Source organism: Zoogloea sp. (assembly GCF_041911615.1).
In the GTDB taxonomy this organism is placed as follows: domain Bacteria; phylum Pseudomonadota; class Gammaproteobacteria; order Burkholderiales; family Rhodocyclaceae; genus Zoogloea.
Genome location: NZ_JAYROR010000015.1, coordinates 1 through 15,214, shown reverse-complemented (window position 1 = coordinate 15,214; position 15,214 = coordinate 1). Strand labels below are relative to the sequence as shown.

21 protein-coding genes are annotated in these 15,214 nt (G+C 67.3%); 10 read left to right on the top strand and 11 right to left on the bottom strand.

Features of this window, described 5'->3' with window-relative positions; all coding sequences use genetic code 11:
• Positions 1-49 precede the first annotated feature (49 nt).
• Genes ACE3P2_RS01795 through tadA form a run of 3 tightly spaced genes read right to left on the bottom strand, consistent with a single transcriptional unit; the run spans position 50 to position 1,445 of the window.
• Positions 50-478 carry a GNAT family N-acetyltransferase gene (locus tag ACE3P2_RS01795; RefSeq protein ID WP_374260258.1) on the bottom strand — a complete coding sequence of 143 codons (429 nt, stop codon included), beginning with the start codon at positions 476-478 and terminating at the stop codon, positions 50-52.
• On the bottom strand, positions 475-954 hold the full coding sequence (locus tag ACE3P2_RS01790) for a L,D-transpeptidase family protein (protein WP_374260255.1): 480 nt from the start codon (positions 952-954) through the stop codon (positions 475-477). The genes ACE3P2_RS01795 and ACE3P2_RS01790 overlap by 4 nt, the downstream gene beginning before the upstream one ends.
• A complete protein-coding gene (gene tadA, locus ACE3P2_RS01785) occupies positions 948-1,445 on the bottom strand; it encodes a tRNA adenosine(34) deaminase TadA (protein WP_374260253.1) in 498 nt (165 codons plus the stop codon). Before tadA ends, ACE3P2_RS01790 begins: the two co-directional genes overlap by 7 nt.
• A 107-nt stretch (positions 1,446-1,552) precedes the next feature.
• On the opposite strand from tadA, the gene ACE3P2_RS01780 reads away from it, so the two are divergent.
• Positions 1,553-4,486 carry a PAS domain S-box protein gene (locus ACE3P2_RS01780; protein ID WP_374260251.1) on the top strand — a complete coding sequence of 978 codons (2,934 nt, stop codon included), beginning with the start codon at positions 1,553-1,555 and terminating at the stop codon, positions 4,484-4,486.
• 20 nt (positions 4,487-4,506) lie between these two features.
• Here ACE3P2_RS01780 and ACE3P2_RS01775 read toward each other — a convergent pair whose 3' ends face one another.
• From ACE3P2_RS01775 to ACE3P2_RS01745, 7 genes are all read right to left on the bottom strand, one after another.
• Positions 4,507-5,007 carry a TPM domain-containing protein gene (locus tag ACE3P2_RS01775; RefSeq protein WP_374260249.1) on the bottom strand — a complete coding sequence of 167 codons (501 nt, stop codon included), beginning with the start codon at positions 5,005-5,007 and terminating at the stop codon, positions 4,507-4,509.
• Positions 5,007-5,921, bottom strand: a complete 915-nt coding sequence (locus tag ACE3P2_RS01770; RefSeq protein ID WP_374260247.1) for a YgcG family protein — start codon at positions 5,919-5,921, stop codon at positions 5,007-5,009. Before ACE3P2_RS01770 ends, ACE3P2_RS01775 begins: the two co-directional genes overlap by 1 nt.
• A 22-nt stretch (positions 5,922-5,943) precedes the next feature.
• Positions 5,944-6,564 (bottom strand): LemA family protein, encoded by a 621-nt coding sequence (locus ACE3P2_RS01765; protein ID WP_374260244.1) that lies wholly within the window; start codon positions 6,562-6,564, stop codon positions 5,944-5,946.
• 109 nt (positions 6,565-6,673) lie between these two features.
• Positions 6,674-7,549, bottom strand: a complete 876-nt coding sequence (locus tag ACE3P2_RS01760) for a uracil-DNA glycosylase family protein (protein ID WP_374260241.1) — start codon at positions 7,547-7,549, stop codon at positions 6,674-6,676.
• On the bottom strand, positions 7,546-8,001 hold the full coding sequence (gene rimI, locus ACE3P2_RS01755) for a ribosomal protein S18-alanine N-acetyltransferase (protein ID WP_374260239.1): 456 nt from the start codon (positions 7,999-8,001) through the stop codon (positions 7,546-7,548). Before rimI ends, ACE3P2_RS01760 begins: the two co-directional genes overlap by 4 nt.
• Positions 7,998-8,690 carry a tRNA (adenosine(37)-N6)-threonylcarbamoyltransferase complex dimerization subunit type 1 TsaB gene (gene tsaB, locus ACE3P2_RS01750; RefSeq protein ID WP_374260237.1) on the bottom strand — a complete coding sequence of 231 codons (693 nt, stop codon included), beginning with the start codon at positions 8,688-8,690 and terminating at the stop codon, positions 7,998-8,000. Before tsaB ends, rimI begins: the two co-directional genes overlap by 4 nt.
• A gap of 56 nt (positions 8,691-8,746) precedes the next feature.
• On the bottom strand, positions 8,747-9,070 hold the full coding sequence (locus ACE3P2_RS01745) for a hypothetical protein (protein WP_374260234.1): 324 nt from the start codon (positions 9,068-9,070) through the stop codon (positions 8,747-8,749).
• A 162-nt stretch (positions 9,071-9,232) separates the two neighbouring features.
• On the opposite strand from ACE3P2_RS01745, the gene ompR reads away from it, so the two are divergent.
• The 9 genes from ompR to ACE3P2_RS01700 all read left to right on the top strand — a co-directional run bounded on the left by ompR (position 9,233) and on the right by ACE3P2_RS01700 (position 15,041).
• Positions 9,233-9,964, top strand: a complete 732-nt coding sequence (gene ompR / locus ACE3P2_RS01740) for a two-component system response regulator OmpR (RefSeq protein ID WP_374260231.1) — start codon at positions 9,233-9,235, stop codon at positions 9,962-9,964.
• A 9-nt stretch (positions 9,965-9,973) separates the two neighbouring features.
• Positions 9,974-11,332 carry an ATP-binding protein gene (locus ACE3P2_RS01735; protein ID WP_374260229.1) on the top strand — a complete coding sequence of 453 codons (1,359 nt, stop codon included), beginning with the start codon at positions 9,974-9,976 and terminating at the stop codon, positions 11,330-11,332.
• Between the two features lie 25 nt (positions 11,333-11,357).
• Positions 11,358-12,083, top strand: a complete 726-nt coding sequence (locus ACE3P2_RS01730; RefSeq protein ID WP_374260227.1) for an MBL fold metallo-hydrolase — start codon at positions 11,358-11,360, stop codon at positions 12,081-12,083.
• Positions 12,073-12,483, top strand: a complete 411-nt coding sequence (locus ACE3P2_RS01725; protein ID WP_374260224.1) for a group II truncated hemoglobin — start codon at positions 12,073-12,075, stop codon at positions 12,481-12,483. The genes ACE3P2_RS01730 and ACE3P2_RS01725 overlap by 11 nt, the downstream gene beginning before the upstream one ends.
• Before the next feature lie 144 nt (positions 12,484-12,627).
• Positions 12,628-13,164 carry a septation protein A gene (locus ACE3P2_RS01720; protein ID WP_374260222.1) on the top strand — a complete coding sequence of 179 codons (537 nt, stop codon included), beginning with the start codon at positions 12,628-12,630 and terminating at the stop codon, positions 13,162-13,164.
• The gene (locus ACE3P2_RS01715; RefSeq protein ID WP_374260218.1) at positions 13,164-13,463 is read left to right on the top strand and encodes a YciI family protein; all 300 of its coding nucleotides are present in this window, start codon (positions 13,164-13,166) and stop codon (positions 13,461-13,463) included. The genes ACE3P2_RS01720 and ACE3P2_RS01715 overlap by 1 nt, the downstream gene beginning before the upstream one ends.
• Positions 13,460-13,723 carry a BolA family protein gene (locus ACE3P2_RS01710; RefSeq protein ID WP_374260215.1) on the top strand — a complete coding sequence of 88 codons (264 nt, stop codon included), beginning with the start codon at positions 13,460-13,462 and terminating at the stop codon, positions 13,721-13,723. Before ACE3P2_RS01715 ends, ACE3P2_RS01710 begins: the two co-directional genes overlap by 4 nt.
• A 33-nt stretch (positions 13,724-13,756) precedes the next feature.
• On the top strand, positions 13,757-14,536 hold the full coding sequence (locus ACE3P2_RS01705; protein WP_374260213.1) for a peptidyl-prolyl cis-trans isomerase: 780 nt from the start codon (positions 13,757-13,759) through the stop codon (positions 14,534-14,536).
• A 160-nt stretch (positions 14,537-14,696) separates the two neighbouring features.
• Positions 14,697-15,041, top strand: coding sequence for a hypothetical protein (locus tag ACE3P2_RS01700; RefSeq protein ID WP_374260211.1), 345 nt, complete (start codon positions 14,697-14,699; stop codon positions 15,039-15,041).
• A 60-nt stretch (positions 15,042-15,101) separates the two neighbouring features.
• Here the strand turns inward: ACE3P2_RS01700 and ACE3P2_RS01695 are convergent.
• Positions 15,102-15,214 (bottom strand): transposase domain-containing protein (locus tag ACE3P2_RS01695; RefSeq protein ID WP_374260580.1); only part of this gene is annotated, 113 nt, incomplete at its 5' end.

The following is a 15,214-nucleotide window of genomic DNA, read 5'->3' as shown; positions in this document are numbered from 1 at the left end:
CCCATTGTTGCGATAACCGCAACAATGGGCGTCGGCGTTTCAAGACAAATCAGCGGCTGCGCGTCATGGTCCGGTGCGGCAGGCCGGCCTCCTCGAATTCAGCGCCTTCCGGCACGAAGCCGAAGCCGGCATAGAAATCCATCGCGTGGGTCTGCGCGTTGAGTACCAGCCGACGCATCCCCCGCCGCGCCGCCTCCGCCATGAGGGCCGTCAACAAGGCCGCGCCGATGCCGCGCCCACGCCAGCCCGCCAGCACCGCCATGCGCCCGATGTGGCCGTCCGGCAGCAGGCGCCCGGTGCCCACCGGCACCCCATCGACCCACGCCACGGCGTGACACGACAGCGCATCGAAGGCATCCAGCTCCAGCTCGGCGGGCACCTTCTGCTCCGCCACGAACACCGCGAAGCGGATCGGCGAGGCCTGCGCCGACAGCGCGTCCCACGTCCCCAGGCGGATCGTCGGCGCGCCGCCGCTCACGCCACGATCTCCACCGGCGTGCCCGCCGGCACCAGATCGAACAACTCCGCCACCTCGCGGTTACGCATCCGCACGCAACCGATCGACAAGGGCACGCCCATCGGCTCGGTGTCGGGCGTACCGTGGATGTAGATGTAGCGGCGCATCGTGTCCACGTCCCCGAAACGGTTGAACCCCGGCTCCCTGCCCGACAGCCACAGGATACGGGTCAGGATCCAGTCCCGCTCCGGCAACGCGGCCGCCAGCGCCGGGGTCCACACCTCGCCGGTCGGGCGACGGCCGCGAAAGGCCGCGCCGATCGGCGCGCCGGCCCCGATCTTGGCGCGCACCACGTGCCGTCCGCGCGGCGTGCGGTGACTGCCGCGCTGCTCGCCGACGCCGTTCTTCGCGGTGGACACCACGTAGCGGCGGATGCATGCCCCGTCGTCGCCGAACAGCGAAAGAGCCTGGGTGGGAATGTCGATTCGGATCAGCACGGCGGCGTCGCTCCAGCCGCCCGCTTGCGTCGGGCAGCGAAAAATTCGGTTAAAAGCCCACCGCAGACGTCGGCCAGCAGGCCTCCCTCCACGTCGGCGTGATGGTTTAGGCGTGTTTCGGCGAAAAGATCGATTACGCTACCTGCAACGCCCGTCTTCGGATCCCGTGCGCCGAACACCACTCGGGCGATCCGCGAATGCATAATCGCCCCAGCACACATGACGCATGGTTCGAGGGTGACGTACAAGGTACAACCGGGAAGGCGGTAATTGGCCAGGGTCTCGGCCGCGTCGCGCAGCGCCATCACTTCGGCGTGGGCGGTCGGGTCGTGGCGCCGGATCGGCTGGTTGAAGCCGCGCCCCACGATACGACCGTCGGGCCCGACGACCAGCGCGCCCACCGGTACCTCGCCACAGCGGCCCGCCTCGGCGGCCAGTTCGAGCGCCACCCGCATGAATTCGGCGTCCTGTTCGGGACTGATAGGAGTCATGTTATGACGAAAAAGAAGTTTCGGATCACGAAAGACAGATTTTAAAGCAGCATCGTGAAAAGACCGCCCCCCACCGAACCTGCCCCCCCGACGTCAGGACTGGCGAGATGAGCGTCAAACCGGGCCGCGGGCCCGCCGCGGACTCCCTCGACGCCGGTACGCTCGACGCCGAACCGGCCGTCATCGCGCCGTCCGGCGCCAGGCTACGCCTGCCGCCCGCGCTGGGCGCCGGCCTCTACGCCGCCGCGGCCACCACCTTCAGCGTCGCCGCCGAACACCTCCTGCCCGACGCCCTGCAAGGCTACAGCAGTGGCCTGCTGATCGCGGCGAGTGCCGCCCTGGTCTTCTTCGTGCAATCCCGCCGCGACGACGCCCGGCAGCACCAGCCGGTCATGGCCCCCCTGCTGGCGCCGCCGGCGGAGTTCGGCGAACGCGCCTTCGGCGACGCCGACGCCCATCTGCGCGAAGCCCTCAAGGAAGTGCGCCACGTGCTCTACCGGTTCAACCCGGCGCACGAGTGCTTCGACTACATCTCCGACTGCGCCGAGCACTGGTTCGGCACCGCCATCGACGTGTTGTGCGCCCCCGGTGGCTGGCACCATTTCGCCCGCCGCACCCCGACCGACGATCTCGGTCGCGTCTGGGCGCGCATCGAAGACGCCCTGCGCACCCCGGGCGACGAGCCGATCGGCATCACCGTCGAATACCGGCTCGACTCCGCCCACGCCGGCCAGATCTGGGTGCGCGACGCCATGACCCTGCTGCGCCACCCCGACGGCAGCCTCAAGGCCATCGTCGGCTGCGCCGCCGACCAGACCGACGACCGCGCCGCGCGCGAATACCTCCAGGTGACGCTGCGCAGCATCGGCGAGGCGATCATCGCCACCGACCCCAAGGACCGGATCACCCTGATGAACCCGGTCGCCGAGACGCTCACGGGCTGGAGCGAGGACGAAGCCCTCGGTCAGCCGCTGGCCAGCGTCGCCCAGCTCACCGCCAGCGCCGACGGCGCCCTGCAGCTCGTCGACCGCCGTGGCACCGGCCATCCGGTGGCCCGCAACAGCGCCCCGATCCAGATGGCGCCCCACGACGGCGGCACCCTGGGCACGGTACTGGTGATCCGCGACCTGACCGCGGAGTGCCACTCCCGCCAGGCCATCGCCGACCAGCAAGCCCGCTACCGCGCCCTCGTCGAAAACGCGCCGGTCGGCATCTTCCATTACGGCAGCGACCTCAAGATCAGCTATTGCAACAGCCGGCTCGCCGAGATCCTGCGCTCCACGCCCGAGCAACTGCAGGGCATGGATCTCCACACCCTCGGCGACGAAGCCATCCTGTCGATCCTCCAGCAGGCCCTCGCGGGCCAGCGCGGCGGCTACGACGGCCCCTTCGTCACCCCGATGTCCACCGACGTGCATATCCTCTCGATCCGCGTCGCGCCCGACTTCGACGCCAACGGCAAGGTCGTGTTCGGCGGCGTCGGCATCGTCGAGGACCGCACCGCCCACCTCGAAGCCGAGGAGCAGCTGCGCGACACCAAGGAGCGCTACGTACTTGCCCAGCGGGGCACCAACGAAGGCCTGTGGGACTGGGACCCGAATACCCGCCACCTCTACCTCTCGTCTCGCCTGCTGTCGCTGCTCGGCCTCAAGAGCGACACCCTGCGCACCACCGGCGAGGAGTGGCTGAAACTGATCCACCCCGACGACCGCGCCCGCTACCGCGCCGACGTCGTCGCCCACCTGCGTGGCGAGACCGACCACTTCGAATCCGAATACCGCCTCGCCGACAAGGACGGCAAGTTCCACTGGGTACTGGCGCGCGGTCTCGCCCACCGCAACCAGCAGGGCCGCGCGGTTCGCATCGTCGGCTCGATCGGCGACATCACCGCCCGCAAGCTGGCCGAGGAACAGCTCAAGGCCGAGCGCGACTTCTCCCGCGGCCTCATCGACAGCCTGCCGGCGCCCTTCTTCCTGTTCGACCAGCAAGGCCGGCTGGTGCTGTGGAACCGCTTCGTGAGCGAACTCACCGGCCTCGCCGACAGTGAGCTGATGAACGCCGAGGCCGAAAGCCTGGTGATACCGGAGCAGGAGCCGGTGATGGCCCACCGCATCGAATCGGCGCTGGCTTCCGGCGAGGCCTCGGCCGAAGTCATGCTGCGTCGCATCGACCGCGAACCGGTGCCCTTCCTCGTCATCGGCCGACGCGTGGTGCTCGACGGCAAACCGCACATCGTCGGTGTCGGCACCGATCTGACCGAGCGCAAGTTCGCCGAGCGTGCCATCAAACGCCTCAATACCGAACTCGAACGCCGGGTCGCCGAACGCACCTCGCAGCTCAGCGCCGCCCTCAACGAACTGGAGTCCTTCAGCTACTCGGTATCCCACGACTTGCGCGCGCCGCTGCGCGCCATCGAAGGCTACAGCGCCATCCTCGGCTCCGATTACGGCGACAAGCTCGACGACGAAGCCAAGGAGTTGCTACGCCGGGTACGCGCCGCCGTGCATCGCATGGGCCAGCTCATCGACGACCTGCTCACCCTGTCGCGGGTCAGCCGCAAGGAGCTCGAGCGCCGCCCGGTCGATCTCACCCACCTCGCCCAGGTGATCTGCGACGAATTGCGCCAGCAGGAGCCCGAGCGCGAGGTGCGCATCGACATTGCCCCCGATCTGCAGGTCGAAGGCGACCCGAGCCTGATGCGCACGGTACTCGAAAACCTCATCGGCAACGCCTGGAAATTCACCGGCCGGGTCGATCACCCGGAAATCCGCTTCGAAGCCACCCGTCACGAGGGCATCGACGCCTTCGTGGTGCGCGACAACGGCGCCGGTTTCGACATGCGTTACCGCGAGAATCTGTTCCGCCCCTTCCAGCGCCTGCATTCCGACCGGGAGTTTCCCGGCACCGGCATCGGCCTCGCGACCGTCGCCCGTATCGTGCGTCGGCATGGGGGCGAAGTCTGGGCCGAGGGCGAGGTCGGCAAGGGCGCCTCGCTGTATTTCAGCATCGGCCAGCCGCCGGTCCTGCAGAACGGCGGCTGAGCCCCCGCAGCCGGCAAGGCTCAGCGCAGCAGCACCGGCCGGTCCGGCAGTTCGTTGGGGTTGTCCGGGCCTGGCGGGAAGGCCCTGGCAAGCAGTTCGCCCACCGCCGCCACCGCCGCCACCGAACCCGCTCGGAAGCGCCCTTCGACGAACGCGGCTTCCATCTGGCGGCACACGCTCGCCCATGCCGCCTGCGGCACCTGTCGGGCGATGCCCCGGTCGGCCACGATCTCCACCCGGCGGTCGAGCCACTGGACGTAGATCAGCACCCCGGTGTTTTCCTCGGTATCCCACACCCGCAGGCGCGAGAACACCTCGATGGCGCGTGCGCGAGTGGTCGTACCGCGCAGCAGCTCGGCCAAGTCGAGACCGGCCTCGACGGCAAAGCGGATCTCCCCGCGGTGATGCGCCTCCGACGCCTCGACGGCCTCGGCGATGGCCGCCAGCACGTCGGGCGTGAAGGTCCGGCCAAGCACCCACGACGGCGTGAGCAGATGACGAAGCACACGTCCGATGTCCATCACCAACCTCCCGACGCCCCGCCACCGCCAAAACCGCCGCCACCGCCGGACCAGCCGCCGCCATCGCCGCGGCCACCGAACCCGCCCCCGAAACCGCCCGAGCTGCCACCAATCCACGGTCCGCCCACGTGGCGGCCCGCTCCGCTGCCACCCAAGGCCAGCACGAAGACAAAGGCCAGCGCGGCGCCGACCGCACCGATCAGCAATGCGCCGGTGAGCAACCACGCACCGCCGCCGACCAGGGCCGACGCCAGCGTGGCCCCCAGCAACCGACCGAAGATCGCCCGCAAGACGCTGCCCGCCACGATCGTCACGATGAGGCCGAGCACCAGCAAGCCCTCGACATCGGTCCCATCCGCCGCGCCGCCCGCCTGGGGCTGCGGTGGCGGCAAGGGCTCGCCGGAAATACGCGCTGCGATCGCCGCCACACCGGCCTCGACCCCACCGGCGAAATCGCCCGTCCGAAAATGCGGCGCGACGGTGTCGGCGATGATGCGCTTGGCGATCGCATCGGGAATCGCCCCCTCCAGCCCACGTCCGACCTCGATACGCATCCGCCGGTCGTCGCGCGCGACGAGGAACAGCAGGCCGTCGTCAACGCCCTTGCGCCCCAGTCGCCAGGCCTCGGCGGCCCGCAGCGCGTATTCCTCGATGGCTTCGGGCTGGGTGGTGGCGACCAGCAGCACGGCCACTTGGGCGCCTTTTTCCTGCTCCAACCTGACCAGCTTGGCCTCAAGCGCCTGCCGGGAAGCGTCGGACAGCAGCCCGACCGAATCGGTGACGTGGGCACTGAGCACCGGCACCGGCTGCAGGGACTGCGCGAAGCTCGCCCCGATCAACCCGAGGCACAGCGCCACCAGCAGCGCCAGGCCACCCGGCAGCGAACGCCACGACAGGCCGCGGATGCACGTCACCACCGGCGCTCCGTGGTGCGCCTTACTGACCGGCCGGCTTGGCCGGCGCCGCCGGGGCGCCGAAGTCGACCTTCGGCGGCGTGCTGATGGCGGCCTCGTTCTCGACCTGGAAGCTGGCCTTCGGCTTGGCGCCGACCACCATCGCCGTGAGGTTGTTCGGGAAGGTGCGCACCGTCACGTTGTAGTCCTGCACCGCCTTGATGTAGCGGTTGCGGGCCACGGTGATACGGTTCTCGGTGCCTTCGAGCTGCGCCTGCAGATCGCGGAAACCCGCGTCGGCCTTGAGGTTCGGGTAATTTTCAGCGACCACCAGCAGACGCGACAGGGCACCCGAGAGCTCGCCCTGGGCCTTCTGGAACTTGGCCATCGCGTCCGGATCATTCACCAGTTCGGGCGTCACCTTCATGCCGGCGACGTTGGCGCGGGCTTCGGTAACGCGGGTGAGCACATCCTTCTCGTGGGCGGCGTAACCCTGCACCACCTGGACCAGATTGGGAATCAGGTCGGCCCGGCGCTTGTACTGGTTGAGCACCTCGGACCACGACGCGGTGACCTGCTCGTCGGTGATCTGGATCTGGTTGTAGCCGCAGCCCGAGAGCAGCAGCAGCGACAGGATCATGGACAGGAAAAGCTTGATACGCATGGTGAGCCCTCGTCAGGAAAAAACCCGGAGGCGACGTCCGGAATTCGTCATTTTAGCGCCGCGGCATACGACGGGCTCAGGCCCGCCGGTCCGCCATCAAATCTTGCATTCAAGCGGCCGACTCGCCCTCGGCCTGCTTCAGCCGTCCCATCGTCGCCCTGGCGAAGCACAGGTCTTCCCACGCCTTCGCCTTGTCGGCCAGGTTACGCAGCAGATAAGCCGGATGGTAGGTGACGATCACCGGGATGCCGGCGTAATGGAAGAGCTTGCCCCGCGCCGCGCCGATCTTGACCTCCTGGTTGAGCAGCGCCTGCGCCGCCGGGCGGCCGAGTGCCACGATCAGCCGTGGCCGGATGAGTTCGATCTGACGTCGCAGATAAGGGAAACAGGCCGCGATCTCGTCGGTTTCCGGCGTCCGGTTGTTGGGCGGACGGCACTTGACCGCGTTACCGATGTACACGTCGTTACCGCGCGCAATGCCGACGCTCGCCAGCATGTTGTCGAGCAGACGGCCGGCCTGCCCGACGAAGGGTTCGCCCCGCTCGTCCTCTTCGGCGCCCGGCCCCTCACCGACGAACAGCCAGTCCGCCTCGCGGTCGCCCACGCCGGGCACCGCCTGCTTGCGCCGCTTGCACAGGCTGCAGGCATCGCAGGCACGGATGCGCGCCTCAAGCGCATCCCAGTCCAACCCCACCACGTCGCCCGCCGGCGCAAGACGGGCGGGTGCGGCGGAGGCCGCTTCGGGCGGCGCGGCGGCACGAACGGGCGCCCGAGGCATGACCGGCGAGGCCACGCGGCCGGCCGTCGGCCTCGCGGCGACGTTCGAAGGCGGCGGCGCCACGGGAGCGGAAGCGACTGCGGGCACCACCGGCGCCTCGACAGACATCGGCATCGCCGCCTCGTCCTCTGCGCCGCGCAACCGCCACAGCGGCGCCAGCCCCATTTCACGCAGGATGCCCGCGCTACGCGGGTTGGGACGCGTCATAATTCGGCCCTCATCACCAGCGCATCCTCCCGCCCCTCGACCGCCGGGTAATAGCCCTTGCGGCGGCCGATCAGCGCGAAGCCGGCCCGCGCGTAAAGGGCCAACGCGGCGGTATTGGACGGACGGACCTCGAGAAAGAACTGGGTCGCCCCCGCCTGCCGGGCAACCCCGGTGAGATGATCGAGCAGGTGTCGCCCCAATCCACCGCGCTGGCGCGACGCGACAACGCTGATGTTGAGCAGATGCGCCTCGTCGAGCACCATCATCAGCACGCCGTAGCCCACAGGTTCACAACCGTCGAACATCGTCCACGCACTGTGCCCGGCGCGCAGGGAATCCTCGAAATTGCCCGCCGACCAGGGAAACGGATACAGCTGGCGATCCTGCTCGGCCACCCAGCCGAGCTCACGCTCCTGCATCGGCGCAAACCGAAACGCCATGGCCTCGCTCATGCCTTGCCGCCGCGAGCGAGACGTTCGGCGGTGGTCATCGCCACCTTATCGCGGACATAGAGCGGCGCGGCGAGCGCTGCGTCGACCACATCGCCACGGGCCAGACGACCGGCGGCCAGCCGCGCAATGCTCGACGCCAGCGGCACCGGCGTCGCGTCGAAGCCGACAAGGCGATCGCCCAGCGCCGGTAACAGCGCATCCGGATAGGCGCCGAAGGCCGACCCGAAGCCGAACCACTCGCCATCCGCGGGCAAGGCGACGGCCCCCGGCACCGCGCAGGCGGGCGCCACACATTCGCGCAGCACCCCGCCCTCGCGCCGAAAGGCGGCGAAGTAGACCTCGGACATCCGCGCGTCGACGGCGACGAAAATCGCGGAGGCTTCACACTGGCTCGCCAGCGCCTCGAGCGTGCCCACCGGGACGACCGGCTTGTTCGCCCCCATCGCCAGCCCTTGCGCAACGCCGCACGCGAGGCGCAAGCCGGTAAAGGCGCCGGGGCCCGCGCCGAACGCGATCGCGTCCAGATCGGCCAGCGCCACGCCGGCATCCCGCAACAGTCGGCAGGTTGCAGGCAGAAGGGTTTCGGAATGGCCGGGACGACCGACGACGGCGTGTTCGATCATCCGCTCGCCGTCGAGCAAAGCGACGGAACCGGATTCGGTAGAGGTTTCGAGGGCAAGAATCTTCATGGCCCGTGCATTCTACCGCCTCCCGGGCAGGGCGCCGCGGGCATGCAGTGTCGGAATCAGTCTCGTTTGCGCGGCGTGCCGCCGTAGACGTCGCGACCGGCCTGGTGAATGTCGTTGCGTAGCTGGCGTCGTTCTTCGGGCGACCAGCGCCGCGGATTGCGGCTTTCGTCCGATTCGGGGTGGCGCGGCGCATCGGCCGCCAAAGCCTGAGGTTCGCGGATCGGGCGATCATTCACCCCGGCAATCGCGCGCAACCAGCCACCGTTGCGATCGACGGTCTGCGCCCATGCCGTGCCGCCCATGGCCGAACCGGCCAGCACCACGACCATCAGCCCCAGGCGACGAACGCGCATTCCCGGCAAACTTTTTTCACGTCCCATGGCACTAATCCTAACCTTACCGCTTCGATTCTGGCAGGCCCGCCAGCAATTGAAATCGCGCATTGTAAGAGGATGTTAGACCGGCAAGCGCACTTACGTTTGCTTACCCACCCCCGCTCCCCCGGCTAGCCGGCCGGAAAGGGAGTCGCTAGGATTCGCCTCATGGAAAAAGAAAGCTACCGCATCCTTGTCGTGGACGACGACCTTCGCCTGCGCGACCTGCTCAAGCGTTATCTCGGCGAGCAAGGCTTCAACGTCAAGACCGTCAGCGACGCCGCCCAGATGGACCGCGCGTTGCTGCGCGAGCACTTCGACCTGATGGTGCTCGATCTCATGCTGCCCGGCGAGGACGGCCTGTCGATCTGCCGCCGCCTGCGCGGCACCAACAACCCCATCCCGATCGTGATGCTCACCGCCAAAGGCGACGACGTGGATCGCATCGTCGGCCTCGAAATGGGGGCCGACGACTACCTGCCCAAGCCCTTCAATCCTCGCGAACTGGTCGCGCGCATCAACGCCGTGCTGCGCCGCCAGCCTCAGACCCCGCCCGGCGCACCAGCCGCCGACGACGAGGACGTGCGCTTCGGCCAGATCGTCGTGCAGCTCGGCACCCGCGTGCTGATCCGCAACGGCGAGGAAACCCTGCTTACCACCGGCGAGTTCGCGCTGCTCAAAGTTCTGCTCCAGCATCCACGCCAGCCCCTGTCCCGCGACCGGCTCATGGAACTGGCGCGGGGACGCGAGTACGACGTATTCGACCGCTCCATCGACGTTCAGATCTCGCGCCTGCGCAAGCTCATCGAGGAAGACCCCGGCAAGCCGCGCTACATCCAGACGGTGTGGGGTTTCGGCTACGTCTTCGTGCCGGACGGGAACAAGCACACCACCCAGTAAGCCGGCCCCGTGTCGCTGCCTCGACTGCGCACCCTCCTGCCTGGTTCGCCCCGCACCCTGCTGTGGCGCATCTTCCTGCTCGTCGCGGTGTTGATGCTCGCCTCGGTGGCGGTGTGGTCGGCGATCTTCAGTCATTTCGACCAGCTCAACCGCGGCCGCCAGACCGCCCAGACCGTCGTCAGCATCATCAACCTGACGCGCACCGCGCTGCTCAACGCCGACCCCGCGCTGCGCAAGGATCTGCTGCTCGACCTCGCCACCCTCGAAGGCATTCGCATCTACCCCGCCGAGGCCGAAGACAAGACCACCCCGCTCGAGGACACCGCAGTCCTGCGCCGGGTGATGGCGGACGTGCGCCTGCAGCTGGGCGCCGATACCCGTTTCGCCTCGTCGTGGGAAGGCCTGCCGGGTTTCTGGGTGAGCTTTCGCATCGAGGCGGACGACACCACCGAACACAGCGATTTCTGGGTCATGCTGCCCAGCGACCGGATCATCCGCCCCCACGCCCTCGAATGGATGTGGTGGGGCGCCGCCGCCCTGAGCCTGGCGATGCTCGGCGCCTACATGATCGTCTCGCGCCTCAATCGGCCACTCAAGGCGCTCGCCGCCGCCGCCCGCACCGTCGGGCGTGGCGAGGTACCACCGCGCCAGTCCGAGAACGGCCCCACTGAACTGGCCGACCTCGCCCACGCCTTCAACCAGATGTCCAACGACCTGCAACAGCTCGACGCCGACCGGGCACTGATCCTCGCCGGCGTCTCCCACGACCTGCGCACGCCGCTGGCACGCCTGCGCCTCGGCGTCGAGATGTGCGGCGCCGACCCCGCCGACGTGGACGCGATGGTTTCCGACATCGAGGACATGGACCGCATCATCGGCCAGTTCCTGGAGTTCTCGCGGATCGACGGCGGCGAGACACTCTGCCCCCTCGACCTGGGCGAACTCGCCGACGAACTCTCCGCGCTGTATGCCCGCCGGGGCATGAACGTCAGCGTCCGGCACGACGGCAAGCCGGTCGCCCTCGCCCGCCCCCAGGCCCTGCGCCGGGCGGTCACCAACCTCATCGAAAACGCGATCAACTATGCCGGTGCACCGCCCGAGCTCGAGGTGCGCACCGAGGAAGGCCGCATGGCACTGCACGTGCTCGACCGCGGCCCGGGGATTCCTCCCGAGGAAACCGAAAAGGTGAAGCGCCCCTTCACCCGCCTCGAGGCAGCCCGCAGCAACACGAAGGGCTCCGGCCTGGGCCTCGCCATCGTCGACCGCATCGTCCGCGGTCAATACGGTGAATTCCGCCTCGCGGCACGTCCCGGCGGGGGGCTCGATGCCGCCATCCTGCTGCAATCTGCGCCAAAAAATCCGAGTTAAAGCTAAAATCGGAGCAATCCCCTTTATGGCGCAAATCCCCATGATCCTGTTCCATCAATTCTTCGACCAGGGTAGCTCGACGCTGACCTACCTGCTCGCCGACCCCCTCACCGGCGACGCCGTCATCATCGACTCGGTCAAGGAGCATCTGGGCGCATACCTCAGCTTCCTGCAGGAGCAGGAGCTCCAGCTCGACTGGATCCTCGAAACCCATATTCATGCCGATCACATCACGGGTGCGGCAGGCCTGCGCGAAGTTACCGGTGCGCGCAGCGTGATGGGCCGCGCGGGCGGCGCCGGCTGTGCCGACCGTCTGGTTGGCGACGGTGACACCATCGTCTTCGGCAATCACGTGATCCGCGTCATCCCCACGCCAGGCCACACGCCGGGCTGCGTCACCTACCAGTGGCGCGATCGCCTCTTCACCGGCGACGCCCTGCTCATCGGCGGCTGTGGTCGCACCGATTTCCAGGGCGGCGACGCCGGCACCCTGTACGACAGCGTCACCGAACGGCTGTTCACCCTGCCCGACGAAACCCTCGTCTACCCGGGCCACGACTACCGCGGCAACCGCGTCTCCTGCATTGGCCAGGAAAAAGGCAGCAATCCCCGCTTTGTCGGCCATAACCGCCAGAGCTTCATCACTCAGATGGCCGAGCTCAAGCTGCCGCGTCCCGAAATGATGGACGAAGCGCTGCCCGCCAACATGAACTGCGGTCGCGTCCGCCCGCTGGATGTCCATGACGCCTGAAGACAGCACCCCTTACACGCAGCTGGGCGGCGAGGCCGTCATCCGCCGTATCGTCCATCGCTTCTACGAACTGATGGATACGCTCCCGGAAGCCTGGGACATCCGTCAGATGCATCCCGAGGATCTCTCCGGTTCGGAAGAAAAGCTGTTCATGTTCCTCAGCGGCTGGCTCGGCGGGCCGCCGCTGTACGAACGCGCCAACGGTCACCCGCGCCTGCGCGCACGTCACCTGCCTTTCACCATCGCCAGCGCCGAGCGCGATCAATGGCTGATGTGCATGCGCCTGGCCCTGGACGAGATCATTCCCGACTCGCCCCTGCGTCCGCGCCTGTGGTCGGCCATCGAAGGCCTCGCCGACCACATGCGCAATCAGGCCGATACCACTGCGCCACGTGAATAAATCATCCGCACACCCGGGCCAGGATATTCCGCTCGGCGCGGTTGTTCAGTACAGTCGCGATTCCTGCGGGCCGGAACGCCTGTTGCACGGCGCACCTCGCGATCCGGCACATCCGGCCCCCGTCACCGCCCGCCGTCCCGAACGATGAAATTCCTTTTCGACCTTTTTCCGATCATCCTGTTTTTCGTCGCCTACAAGTTCGCCGGCATCTTTGCGGCAACCGCCGTGGCGATCGCCGCCACCGTCGGGCAGATCGCCTGGGTGTGGTTCCGGCACCGCAAGGTCGACACCATGCTGTGGGTCAGTCTCGCCATCGTCAGCGTCTTCGGCGGCGCCACCCTGGTTTTCCAGAACCCCACGTTCATCAAGTGGAAGCCCACGGTGCTGTACTGGTTCTTCGCCATCGCGCTGGTCTTTTCGGCAGCCGTCCTCAAGAAAAACCTCATCCGCAAGATGCTTGAAGCCCAGATGCAATTGCCGGAGAAGCTCTGGCGCACCCTCAATCTAGCCTGGGCGGCGTTCTTCGGGCTGATGGGCGTGCTCAACCTCTTGATCGCCTACAATTTTTCCGAAAACACCTGGGTCAACTTCAAACTGTTCGGCGGCATGGGGTTGATGCTCGTGTTCGTGCTGGCCCAGGGAATCCTGCTGTCCCGTTACATTGAAGAGGAACCCAAGTAATGCTGTATGTCCTGATCGGCGAAGACGCCCCTGGCACCCTCGACAAGCGCCTGGCCGTGCGCCCCGAACACGTCGCGCGCCTTCAGGCGCTGCAGGCCGACGGCCGTCTGGTCCTCGCCGGCCCCTGCCCGGCCATCGACTCGCCGGATCCCGGCCCGGCCGGCTTCACCGGCAGCGTGATCATCGCCGAATTCCCCTCACTGGCCGAAGCCGAAGCCTGGGCTGCAGCCGACCCCTACGTCGCCGCTGGCGTGTTTGCCCGCTGCACCGTGAAGCCTTTCCGGAAAACCCTGCCGTGAGCGTCGTCGACGAGATCCGCCGCCGCCTGGCCACCCTCGAACCGACCAGGCTTGAACTCATCGACGACAGCGCCCTGCACACCGGCCATGCTGGCGCCCGCGCCGGCGGCGGCCATTATCGTCTGCAGATCATCTCGGCGGCCTTTGGTGGCAAAAATACCGTTGCCCGGCACCGAATGATTTACGATGCGCTTGGCGAGATGATGCGTCGGGAAATCCATGCCCTGGCCATCCAGGCGCAAACCCCGGACGAACAGTAAATTTCAACCCGTTACACCTAGCAAGGAAAACTGATGAAGACCCTCCCGAGCCGTCTGGTCGTGTCCCTTTTTGCAGCCTTCGTCGCGCTGCCGGCGTTCGCTCAGACCGTCGCCACGGTCAACGGCACCGCCATCCCCCAGGCCCGTGCCGACGTGATGATCGCGGAACAGAAGAGCCAGGGCGCCCCCGATTCCGAACAACTGCGCGGCGCCATCAAGGAAGAACTGGTCCGCCGCGAGGTGCTCTCGCAGGCCGCTCGCACCAAGGGCCTTGAGAAGGCCGCCAGCGTCCAGGCGCAAATGGATCTGGCCCGCCAGGCCGTGCTGATCCGTGCCTACCTTCAGGACTACGTCAAGGGCCACCCGGTCAGCGACGCCGACGTGAAGGCCGAGTACGACAAGATCAAATCCCAGCTGGGCGACAAGGAATACAAGGCCCGCCACATCCTGGTCGACAAGGAAGAAGACGCCAAGGCCATCATCGCCAAGCTCGAAAAGGGCGAGAAGATCGAAGATCTGGCCAAGCAGTCCAAAGATCCGGGCTCCCGCGACAAGGGCGGTGATCTGGGCTGGGCGAATCCGGCCGGCTTCGTGAAGCCCTTTGCCGACGCACTGACCAAGCTCGAAAAGGGCAAGTTCACCACCACGCCGGTCAAGACCGAATTCGGCTACCACGTCATCAAGCTCGAAGACAGCCGCGCACTCAAGGCGCCCCCGTTCGACGAGGTCAAGGGTCAGCTGAAGCAGCGTCTTGAACAGCAGGTGGTCGAGCGTCACATCGCCGATCTGCGCGGCAAGGCAACCGTGAAGTAAGCCGCACCGCTGCACTGCAACGACAAGAAGCCGACGCTCCGCCGTCGGCTTTTTTTGTTGCCGCTCGCAGCCCTGGCGCCGCGGCTTTTTCTGTCCTTCCCTCTTCCCGCCCGCGTCACCGCGGCGCAGACTGAGCAGCGCTGCATCCTCATCGGAGGGCATGATGAACGACACTGCGCCAAGCTGCCGGGACGCCTTCTGGCGCCTGCTCTACCGCTATCTGTGGCCTTTCCCCTATTTTCGGGACGTCACCCGCGGGAGCCTGATCGAACGGCAGCAAAACTACCGACACAACCGGCGCATGGGCATCCACCTGCCGGGCTTCATCGTGAAGTGGACATGCCTAACGCTCTTCTTCTTTGCCCTCGGCCTGCTCTGCGAAGAGCTGCTGGAGGTCGTACTACCGGCCGCCTGCTGTTACGTGACTAGCACCTGGAGCCTCATCGTCGTTGTTCAGCTCGCGGTGGCCTGGCTCTGGCTACAGCGTTTTCCGGACCTGCACTGACTCTGCGGACTGAGCATCCGCGCCAGCGTAAGCCCCCGGCAATCCCCTCTTGACCGAGCCTCAGGCTGAATCCGGCCTCCACCGATGCGGCAGCAACTCCCCGATCCGACTCTGCTGCTGCGTCGGCAGACGGGTGAGGACGTCCTTCAGATAGGCGAAGGGCTCATGCCCAT

Excerpts from the sequence above, each read along its gene's own strand:
- ACE3P2_RS01705 (WP_374260213.1), top strand. The coding sequence starts at position 13,757 with ATGAAGACCCTCCCGAGCCGTCTGGTCGTGTCCCTTTTTGCAGCCTTC.
- ACE3P2_RS01745 (WP_374260234.1), bottom strand. The coding sequence starts at position 9,070 with ATGGGACGTGAAAAAAGTTTGCCGGGAATGCGCGTTCGTCGCCTGGGG.
- ACE3P2_RS01780 (WP_374260251.1), top strand. The coding sequence starts at position 1,553 with ATGAGCGTCAAACCGGGCCGCGGGCCCGCCGCGGACTCCCTCGACGCC.
- tsaB (WP_374260237.1), bottom strand. The coding sequence starts at position 8,690 with ATGAAGATTCTTGCCCTCGAAACCTCTACCGAATCCGGTTCCGTCGCT.
- ACE3P2_RS01720 (WP_374260222.1), top strand. The coding sequence starts at position 12,628 with ATGAAATTCCTTTTCGACCTTTTTCCGATCATCCTGTTTTTCGTCGCC.
- ACE3P2_RS01760 (WP_374260241.1), bottom strand. The coding sequence starts at position 7,549 with ATGACGCGTCCCAACCCGCGTAGCGCGGGCATCCTGCGTGAAATGGGG.
- ACE3P2_RS01715 (WP_374260218.1), top strand. The coding sequence starts at position 13,164 with ATGCTGTATGTCCTGATCGGCGAAGACGCCCCTGGCACCCTCGACAAG.
- ACE3P2_RS01730 (WP_374260227.1), top strand. The coding sequence starts at position 11,358 with ATGGCGCAAATCCCCATGATCCTGTTCCATCAATTCTTCGACCAGGGT.
- rimI (WP_374260239.1), bottom strand. The coding sequence starts at position 8,001 with ATGAGCGAGGCCATGGCGTTTCGGTTTGCGCCGATGCAGGAGCGTGAG.
- ACE3P2_RS01765 (WP_374260244.1), bottom strand. The coding sequence starts at position 6,564 with ATGCGTATCAAGCTTTTCCTGTCCATGATCCTGTCGCTGCTGCTGCTC.
- ompR (WP_374260231.1), top strand. The coding sequence starts at position 9,233 with ATGGAAAAAGAAAGCTACCGCATCCTTGTCGTGGACGACGACCTTCGC.
- ACE3P2_RS01725 (WP_374260224.1), top strand. The coding sequence starts at position 12,073 with ATGACGCCTGAAGACAGCACCCCTTACACGCAGCTGGGCGGCGAGGCC.
- ACE3P2_RS01775 (WP_374260249.1), bottom strand. The coding sequence starts at position 5,007 with ATGGACATCGGACGTGTGCTTCGTCATCTGCTCACGCCGTCGTGGGTG.
- tadA (WP_374260253.1), bottom strand. The coding sequence starts at position 1,445 with ATGACTCCTATCAGTCCCGAACAGGACGCCGAATTCATGCGGGTGGCG.
- ACE3P2_RS01700 (WP_374260211.1), top strand. The coding sequence starts at position 14,697 with ATGATGAACGACACTGCGCCAAGCTGCCGGGACGCCTTCTGGCGCCTG.